Genomic DNA, 7,862 nt, shown 5'->3' with positions numbered 1-7,862 from the left:
CCTGCCTGGAAAGTGATATCCCGTGGTCCTGTTAGAGTTTTCCCCATCCTGTTGAGGCCGCCGGAAGCCAAGCCGGAACCCAAGCCCGAGCCAAAACCGGAGCCCAAGCCCGAGCCCAAGGCCGCACCCATTCCCAAGGAAGACGCGAAAAAGGAACCTCCCAAGAAGGCTGAGGACAAACCCAAGCCGCCGGAGCCGCCAAAAGTTGCGGACGCCAAGGCCAAGCCCGAGGCCAAAAAGCCCGACCCCAAGGATGTCATGGCCGAGGCCTTGAAACAGGCCCAGGCCGACGCCAAGAAGACCGCCCCGGCCGCGCCGAGCGCCAAGGATGTCATGGCCGACGCCCTCAAGCAGGCCAAGAGCCAGGCCGCCAAGTCCGGCTCGGCGTCGAGCGGGGCCGCGTCCGGACAGACGGGGGCCTCCGACGCCATGTCCAGGGAAATCGCCGCCTTGAAGCGTTCCGTGAGCGGCGGCGGTGGCGGACATGGCGGGTCCGGACCCGGCGGAGGCGGTGGCGGAGGCGGTGGCGGAGGGGCCACCCTTCAGGTCTACGCCCAGATCGTCAACCGGATCATCAAACAAAACTGGCGGTTTCCACAAATGGGGGCCACTGAGAATTTCGTGGCGGTTGTGGAATTGCAAATCGGAAAGGATGGACGTATACACCAATATCAGTTGGTGCAATCCTCCGGCAGGCCAAATTTCGACGCATCCGCGCTCAAGGCGGTGGCCGAAACCGAGTCCCTCCCGCCTCCGCCACTACCGAGTTTGAGCGTTCTGCAACTCAACTTTAACGCACGGGAAATTGGACAATGAGCCGTATTCTCTCTGTTTTTGCCCTGATCGCGGCGTTTTTCGCCGCATCCCTTTTCGCCCCCGTCCGGTACGCCATGGCCCAGGATTCCCTGTCCGTGGACATACAGGGCCCAGGCCAGGCCAAGATGAACCTTGTGCTCTCCCAGCCCTTCGCCGGGGGCGGCCAGGACGCCGCCTCCCGCAAGCTGCAGGATCTCATCAACAAGAACCTGGCCTTCATGCCCTTTTTGCAGGTGGTCCCCCCGTCCCAGATGCTGGGGCAGCTTAGCGGCCCCCAGGCCGACCAGATCGATTTCAAGCCCTTTGGAATGGCCCGGGTCGATGTCCTGGTCACCTCGGCCTGGACCCCCGGCGGCAACCTCGGAAACGTGGAGCTGCGCGCCTTCGAGGTCTATTCCCAGAAGGTCATCGTGGGCAAGGGCTTCGATTCCGTCACCGATGCCCAGCTCCCGGACATCGCCGACCGGTTTTGCATGGAGCTTATGCTCAAACTCACCGGCCAGGGCGGCTTTTTCAATTCCCAACTGGCCTTTTCCAAGCCCAACGGACCCAAAAACAGCGAGATCTGGGTGGTGCGGCCCATGGGCCGCGGCCTGACCAAGATCACCAGTTACGGGGAGTTGGGCATGGCCATCAGCCCCTCCTGGTCTTTTGACGGGGGCAAGATCGCCTTCACCCTCATCGGTTCCCGCTCCCATTATCTTGGCGTGTGGTCCGGCGGCGGCAAACCAGCCGTACACACCATGCCCTGCACCAGCGTCGTCAGCCCCCATTTTCTGCCCAACGGGCAGATCGCCGTGGCGCTGAACCTGCGCAGCGAGTCAGCCATCTACATCCTCAATTCCGCGTTTCAACCCGGCGCTCCCACGGTGAAGACCAACGGCATCGCGGTCTCCCCCAGCTTTGACAAGTCCGGGCGGCTGATGGCTTACGTCTCCGACGAGGCCGGAAGTCCCAACATCTACCTGCGCGACATGGGGTCCGGTTCCACCCGGAGGCTCACCAAGTTCGGCTACAACACCAACCCCAGCATGAGCCCCGACGGAACCCTGGTGGCCTTTACCCGGCAGACCGGCGGCGGCCAGAAGGTGTTCGTTCTCGACATCGCCACCGGGGCCGAACAGCAGGTCACCTCGGGGCCTGGCTCGGACGAGAATCCCTCCTTTGCCCCGGACGGCTATTTCATCGCCTTCGCGTCCACCCGGGGTGGGGCCTCCAAGATCTACGTCACCACCCGGCACGGCACACAGCCGGTCATGGTGCCCACGGGCGACGGGGCGGCCCGGATGCCCTCCTGGGGGCCGTTGCCTGGGAAATAGGCGGCGTTCGACATGGCCGACGGGCCGTGCGCCTGTATCGGTCTTGCAGTCCGTCTTGAATGTGCGTGAAAAAGGTGGATCCTTCACGGAAAAATTTCAATAAAATCATGGGACAAGAAAGAGTTGCATTTCTTGGTGGAAGGCGTAGACAGTCTTCCGCCCATTGGTCAGGGTACGAAGATCTCTAGCAAAGCCGCACGGGCTGGCAGGTGCGTTGCCCGCCAGCCTGTTTTACATGCGGGAATCTCGAGGAGGAGAGCCATGAGAGGAAGGATCGTCAGTTTGTTTCTGGTTGTATTGATGGTGTCCCTGCTTGGTGCGGGTTGCGCCAAGAAGGCCGCCGGGCCCGGCGACGGCGCCGACGCCAGTTGGGAGGAGCAGGAGAGGCAGCGTCTGGAGAAAGAGCGTCAGCTTCGCGAGATGCTCGGCCAGGCCAACACCGAATTGTCCCAGATCATCTATTTCGCTTTCGACAGTTCGTCTTTGACCCCCGAGGCCCGGCAGATCCTGACCCGCAAGGTCGAGGTGCTGCGCAAGTACCCGCAGGTCAAGCTGGTCGTCGAAGGCCACTGCGACGAGCGCGGCACCGCCGAGTACAACCTGGCACTGGGTGAGCGTCGGGCTCAGGCCTCCGCCCAGTACCTGGTCAACCTGGGTGTCGAAGCCAGCCGCATCTCCACCGTGAGCTACGGCAAGGAGCGTCCTCTGGATCCGGGTCACGGCGAGTCCGCCTGGTCCAAGAACCGTCGCGACGAATTTCGCGGTACGTTGTAATACGCCGATTCAATGGGTTTCGTTCAAAACGCCGTCCGGTTTGCGCCGGGCGGCGTTTTGTCGTTGTGTGGACAGGCACAGGCTGTGGCGACGGGGGAAAGGGAGCACGATGCGCGTTTCATGGTTGACAACGGAGGTCTCGTGTTGTTGGGAGTCAGAAATCGGAGTATGCTTCGTGTCTCGTGTCATATCCTTTGGTTGCGCAGGGTGCGGCTTTCCAGGCGGCCACGAGGCAAAAGACGTTGACGCGCAAGAGAAAACGACGAATTTCAGTGTGATGACGCCAGTGGGATGATATGGGAGGTGGGCGATATGGCCTTTCCAGCGGATGTCCGGTCGGAGGGAGGAGTGCGCGCCAGTCACAGGCGCTTGGGCCGCCTCCACGCCTTGGTGCTGGTCGGGGTGCATGGGCCTCTCTGGCTGGCGACCTTCGTGGTCCTGGCTCTCCACTCCCCGCACGAGGCGTTGGCGATTCAGACGCATGGCGGGGCGGAGGGCCTGTATTCCCACCAGTTCGGACATCTGCTGTTTCTTCTGGCTATGGTTGTGCTGTATTTCCGACTCAGGCGCCATGTGGAATGGACGTCCCGGGGCTGGAAATACATCGCCGTGTCCTGCCTGCTGTTTGCCGTGTGGAACGCCGTGGCCTTCCTGGGGCACTGGCTGGAGGAACTCATGCCTTCGCCGGCCTTCGCCGGGGGGACGAATCCCTGGGACCGGGTTCTGGTCGCAGCCCCGGCCTGGAAGGCGCTGCTGTTTTATGCCTGCAAGCTCGACCATCTGATCGCGGTCCCGGCCATGCTGTTCTTCCTCCTGGGGCTTCGGGCCTTTTGCAAGGAGCGTTCATGAACCTGCCGCTCCCCGTACTGCCCGTCTATCTTGTCGATTTTTTCGGGTCGGCGCTGATGATTGTTCTGTCTTTCGCCGCAAGCCGATATGCGTTCAAATTGATGCGCCGGGAGCCACGGGAACTCTTGTGGTCGTATATCTATATGCTCACACTGGCGCTGACGGCGTTTTCCGTGGGACGCGGCGTCGGACATATTGTGCGCGATATTCTGGTGAACGCGGGGCAAAAAGAGATATGGGAGTCCATAAGTCCGATCAGTGGCGCTATCAATACCATAACGTTCATTTTCATTTCGGCGGTGACGCTCTATTATTCATTTGTTGAAAAGGGATTTTTGTTGCTTCGTCAGGCAAACGCAAAGCTTGGTGAGGCATTCGAGGAGATCCGCCGGGGCAGGGATCAGGCCATCTTGCTTGAGCGTCACGCCATTACCGACAGGATGGCCGCCACGTTGGCCCATGAAACGCGAAATCCTCTCTTTACCATTGCCAATTTTGCGAAATCACTGCTACGCAAGTGCGACAAGGACGAACACATCTCATCAAGATTGCAGATCATCGTCGAGGAGTCGCACAAGCTTGGGGGGTTGATTGACGGCATCTTGAAGGTCAAGCATGACCTGCCGTGCCTCATGCATCGGGTATCAGCCACAGACGTGCTGGCCGGGCTGGAAACAAGCGGCCGGGACAAGGCCGAGGTGGCCCGGGTGCGGCTGCATTTTTCCCCGAGCCCGGACGACATCTGGCTGAAGGTCGATATGGAGAGCGTTGTGGTCGGGCTTAGTGAAATTTTGATAAACGCCATCGAGGCCTCTCCGAAGGGGGGCGTGGTCGAAGTCACGACCGGGCACGAGGGAGACATGGCGATCTTCCGCATAGCCGATGCGGGGAAGGGTATTGGGGCGGCCATTATGCCGAAAATTTTTGAACCGTGTTTCAGCACCAAGGAATATTCCGGCGGACTGGGGCTGTCCTTCGCCAAAGAAATCCTTGAGGCGAATCACGGCTTCATCAAAGTGGAGTCGGTTCCGGGAAAGGGAACCACGGTTGTCGTGGCCTTCCCGGCGGCGGCGCCCGAAGGAGACGAAACGGCCGCAGCCGTCGGCGGCCAAATCGGGCGCTGATCGAGGGGATGGCGGCGGGGCTGTGCCGACTGGGACGAACCTTTTGGCGGCGTCGCAAGGACCGTTTGCGGGTGACGTATGCGTTGACGAAAAGACGATGTTAGACGATCTTGACGATTGGCGCGATGTTGCAGGCCATGATCGTCAATGGCCGCGACGTCTGTCACAGTTTACGATTTCAACAACCCACAAGGAGCGGATGTGTCAGTCCTTTTTTCGCGGGATCTCAAAGAGTCCTTGGGAGACGATCAAGTCGTCACGACGCAGGCATTGCAAGAATGTCTGATCTACCCGTCCACGGGCATCGAGACGGCGCACGGATGGATGGAATACGCCACGCGCGGGGAGGGGCCGGTCGTCCTGCTGGCGCATGGGGGACCGGGAGGCTACGATCAGGCGTTGGTGCTGGGCGAGCTGTTCCGAATCAATGGGTATCGGGTCGTGGCCCCGTCGCGGCCGGGATATCTGGGGACGCCGTTGCACTTTGGCAAGACGGCCGAAGAGCAGGGGGACTTCATGGCCGCCCTGTTGGAGGCCTTGCAGATCCCGCGCGCCATCGTGGTCGGCGCTTCCGGCGGCGGCCCCGCAAGCTATCAACTGGCGCAGCGTCACCCCGAAAAAGTTTCGGCCATGGTGGTGATCGATGGCATCAGCATGCGGTATGCCAAGGGGGACGACATCAACCCCCTTGAGGAATGGATGTATCTCAGCAGGTCCGGGCAATGGCTGCTGGGATTTTTTTTCAAGCACTTTCCGGCGTCCGTCGTCAAAAGCTTGTTGCAGACGGAAAGCACGCTTGCCAAGCATGAGATCGGAACGCGCGTCAAAGAGATCCTTGCCGATGAAAACAAGTTTGCAGTTTTCGACGCCATATTTCAGACGATGAGCTCCCGGTTTGCAGAGCGAAAGTCCGGCGCGAAAAACGATATCGCACTTGGTTCGGCGATAGACAGGCTGGCGCTGGATAGCGTCCGCTGCCCGACATTGATCATTCATGGCGACGCGGATAACGACGTGCCGCCGCGTGATGCCGAGTATGCCCATGGGGCTATTGCCGATGCGCAACTGTTGTGGATCGACAAGGCGTCGCATATCGGTTTCTGGACGGCCCCAGATGCCTACAAGGCGCAGCGGTATGCGCTTGATTGGCTGCGAAGCCGGTAGGGCTTTGCTTGGAAAGTCTGTCGCCGTGCCGGGGGTGCGCCAGATCCACCCTTGACGCCCCGCCCCTCCCCAGTCTACATGGGCGTTGCCTCTCACATACCGGTTTCGCGTGACTGGCGAGAAACGTGGGCCACCACGGGGAAGCGCGAAACCTCTTCATGCCGCTCGCCTGGGCTGCGTCGACCCGACGCCAACCTTCCTGTCAAGGAGGAGCCCATGCGTGCCCTGCGAGACCTGCTTTTCGCCACCGACCCCGAAGTATCCGCCACCCTGACCGGCGAGGAAAACCGGCAGCGGCTCGGCATTGAGCTGATCCCGTCCGAAAACTACACCTATCCCGAGGTGCTGGCCGCGCTGGGCAGCGTCTTCACCAACAAGTATTCCGAAGGCTATCCAGGGCGGCGCTACTACGGCGGCCAGGAGTTCACGGACCAGGTGGAAAACCTGGCCCGGGAGCGGGCCTGCCGCGTGTTTCGCAGCGAACACGCCAACGTGCAGCCCTTGTCCGGTTCGCCCATGAACCAGGCCGTGTACCTGGGCCTGCTCAACCCCGGCGACACCATCCTGGCCATGGACCTGTCCCACGGCGGGCATCTGACGCACGGCGCGCCGGTGTCGCACATGGGGCGGCTTTTTACCTTCGTGCGCTACAAGACCGATCCGACCACCGGGGCCATCGACATGGACGCGGTACGGGAGCTTGCGAATCAGCACCGGCCGAAGCTGGTCTTGTGCGGCTACACCTCGTATCCGCGCGACCTGGACTATGCGGCGTTCAAGGCCGTGGCCGACGAGGTCGGGGCCTACACCATGTGCGACGCCTCGCACTATGCCGGGCTTGTGGCCGGGAACGTGATGCGCAATCCCCTGGATTTCGGCTTCGACGTCATGACCACCACCTCGCACAAGTCGCTTCGCGGCCCGCGCGGCGGCATGATCCTGTGCCGCAAGGACATGGCGGCGGCCATCGACAAATCGGTCTTTCCGGGGCTTCAGGGCGGCCCGCACATGAACGTGATCGCGGGCATGGCCATTACGCTTGGCAAGGCCCTGCAACCGGAGTTCGCGGACTACGCCGCCCAGGTGTTGGCCAACGCCAAGGCCATGGCCGCCGCCTTTACGGAGCGCGGCGCGGCGCTGGTGACCGGCGGCACGGACAACCACATGCTGGTGGTGAACACGCAGCAAAGCTTCGGGATGGACGGCCGGACGGCGGAGGAGCTTTTGGACGAGGCAGGCGTCACCACCAACAAACAGATCATCCCGGACGATCCGAACCCGCCGCTTCGGCCCTCGGGCATCCGGGTGGGAACCCCGGCGGCCACGGCCCGGGGCATGCGCGAACCGGAGATGGCGCAGTTGGCGGGCTGGATGGCCGACGTCCTGGCCAGTCCCGATGACGCGGGGCTGCGTGCGGACGTGCGGGAGCGTGTCGCGGACGTGTGTCGGCTGTTTCCTGTGCCGGGACTGGACGCCTAGCCTTCCGGGATAGTGCACAGGCCGGGCGGACGCGGAGGGGCGTCCGCCCGGTTCAGACGCTGCAGCGCCGGGAGAGGGGCCGCGCCTTACGCCCCTGTCCAGACGGGCGGCCGCTTTTCGAGAAAGGCGCGCGGGCCTTCCGCCGCGTCCTGCGAGGCCATGATCTCCGCCCACAGGACGTCGTTTTCGGCCCACAGCCTGTCCGCGTCGGCGTCGCGGGCAGCCCGGGCCAGCCGCAGCGCGGCGCGCACCCCAAGCGGGGCCATGGCCGCGATCTCCCGGTCAATAGCGGGGGCGTAAAACTCACCAATTTTTACATAACACGAAACCGAACCAC

General features: G+C 62.2%; 8 protein-coding genes and 1 riboswitch. Of the genes, 7 read left to right on the top strand and 1 reads right to left on the bottom strand.

Annotation, left to right across the window (positions count from 1 at the left end):
* The 7 genes from tolA to glyA all read left to right on the top strand — a co-directional run.
* Nucleotides 1–816: cell envelope integrity protein TolA (gene tolA, locus V3572_RS01455; protein WP_332109194.1), on the top strand; the 816-nt coding region annotated here is incomplete at its 5' end.
* Nucleotides 813–2,135 carry a translocation protein TolB gene (locus tag V3572_RS01450; protein WP_332109193.1) on the top strand — a complete coding sequence of 441 codons (1,323 nt, stop codon included), beginning with the start codon at nt 813–815 and terminating at the stop codon, nt 2,133–2,135. The genes tolA and V3572_RS01450, both read left to right, overlap by 4 nt.
* Before the next feature lie 261 nt (nt 2,136–2,396).
* Nucleotides 2,397–2,909, top strand: coding sequence for a peptidoglycan-associated lipoprotein Pal (gene pal / locus V3572_RS01445; protein ID WP_332109192.1), 513 nt, complete (start codon nt 2,397–2,399; stop codon nt 2,907–2,909).
* Nucleotides 2,910–3,257: 348 nt separating this feature from the next.
* Nucleotides 3,258–3,758 carry a hypothetical protein gene (locus tag V3572_RS01440; protein WP_332109191.1) on the top strand — a complete coding sequence of 167 codons (501 nt, stop codon included), beginning with the start codon at nt 3,258–3,260 and terminating at the stop codon, nt 3,756–3,758.
* Nucleotides 3,755–4,882, top strand: coding sequence for a sensor histidine kinase (locus V3572_RS01435; protein ID WP_332109190.1), 1,128 nt, complete (start codon nt 3,755–3,757; stop codon nt 4,880–4,882). The genes V3572_RS01440 and V3572_RS01435 overlap by 4 nt, the downstream gene beginning before the upstream one ends.
* Nucleotides 4,883–5,083: 201 nt before the next feature.
* Nucleotides 5,084–6,046 carry an alpha/beta fold hydrolase gene (locus V3572_RS01430; RefSeq protein WP_332109189.1) on the top strand — a complete coding sequence of 321 codons (963 nt, stop codon included), beginning with the start codon at nt 5,084–5,086 and terminating at the stop codon, nt 6,044–6,046.
* Nucleotides 6,047–6,145: 99 nt separating this feature from the next.
* Nucleotides 6,146–6,228, top strand: a riboswitch (ZMP/ZTP riboswitch).
* 34 nt (nt 6,229–6,262) lie between these two features.
* The gene (gene glyA / locus V3572_RS01425; protein WP_332109188.1) at nt 6,263–7,525 is read left to right on the top strand and encodes a serine hydroxymethyltransferase; all 1,263 of its coding nucleotides are present in this window, start codon (nt 6,263–6,265) and stop codon (nt 7,523–7,525) included.
* A gap of 86 nt (nt 7,526–7,611) precedes the next feature.
* Here the strand turns inward: glyA and V3572_RS01420 are convergent.
* The coding region (locus V3572_RS01420) for a hypothetical protein (protein ID WP_332109187.1) at nt 7,612–7,862 on the bottom strand (251 nt) is incomplete at its 5' end.

This window comes from Desulfolutivibrio sp., from assembly GCF_036584575.1.
Taxonomy (GTDB): Bacteria; Desulfobacterota; Desulfovibrionia; order Desulfovibrionales; family Desulfovibrionaceae; genus Desulfolutivibrio.
Note: the sequence above shows the minus strand (reverse complement) of the source record. Positions and strands in the feature narration are given on the sequence as shown.

What these genes read in the sequence shown, in the direction of transcription:
- V3572_RS01450 (WP_332109193.1), top strand. Translation starts at nt 813, where the DNA reads ATGAGCCGTATTCTCTCTGTTTTTGCCCTGATCGCGGCGTTTTTCGCC.
- pal (WP_332109192.1), top strand. Translation starts at nt 2,397, where the DNA reads ATGAGAGGAAGGATCGTCAGTTTGTTTCTGGTTGTATTGATGGTGTCC.
- V3572_RS01435 (WP_332109190.1), top strand. Translation starts at nt 3,755, where the DNA reads ATGAACCTGCCGCTCCCCGTACTGCCCGTCTATCTTGTCGATTTTTTC.
- glyA (WP_332109188.1), top strand. Translation starts at nt 6,263, where the DNA reads ATGCGTGCCCTGCGAGACCTGCTTTTCGCCACCGACCCCGAAGTATCC.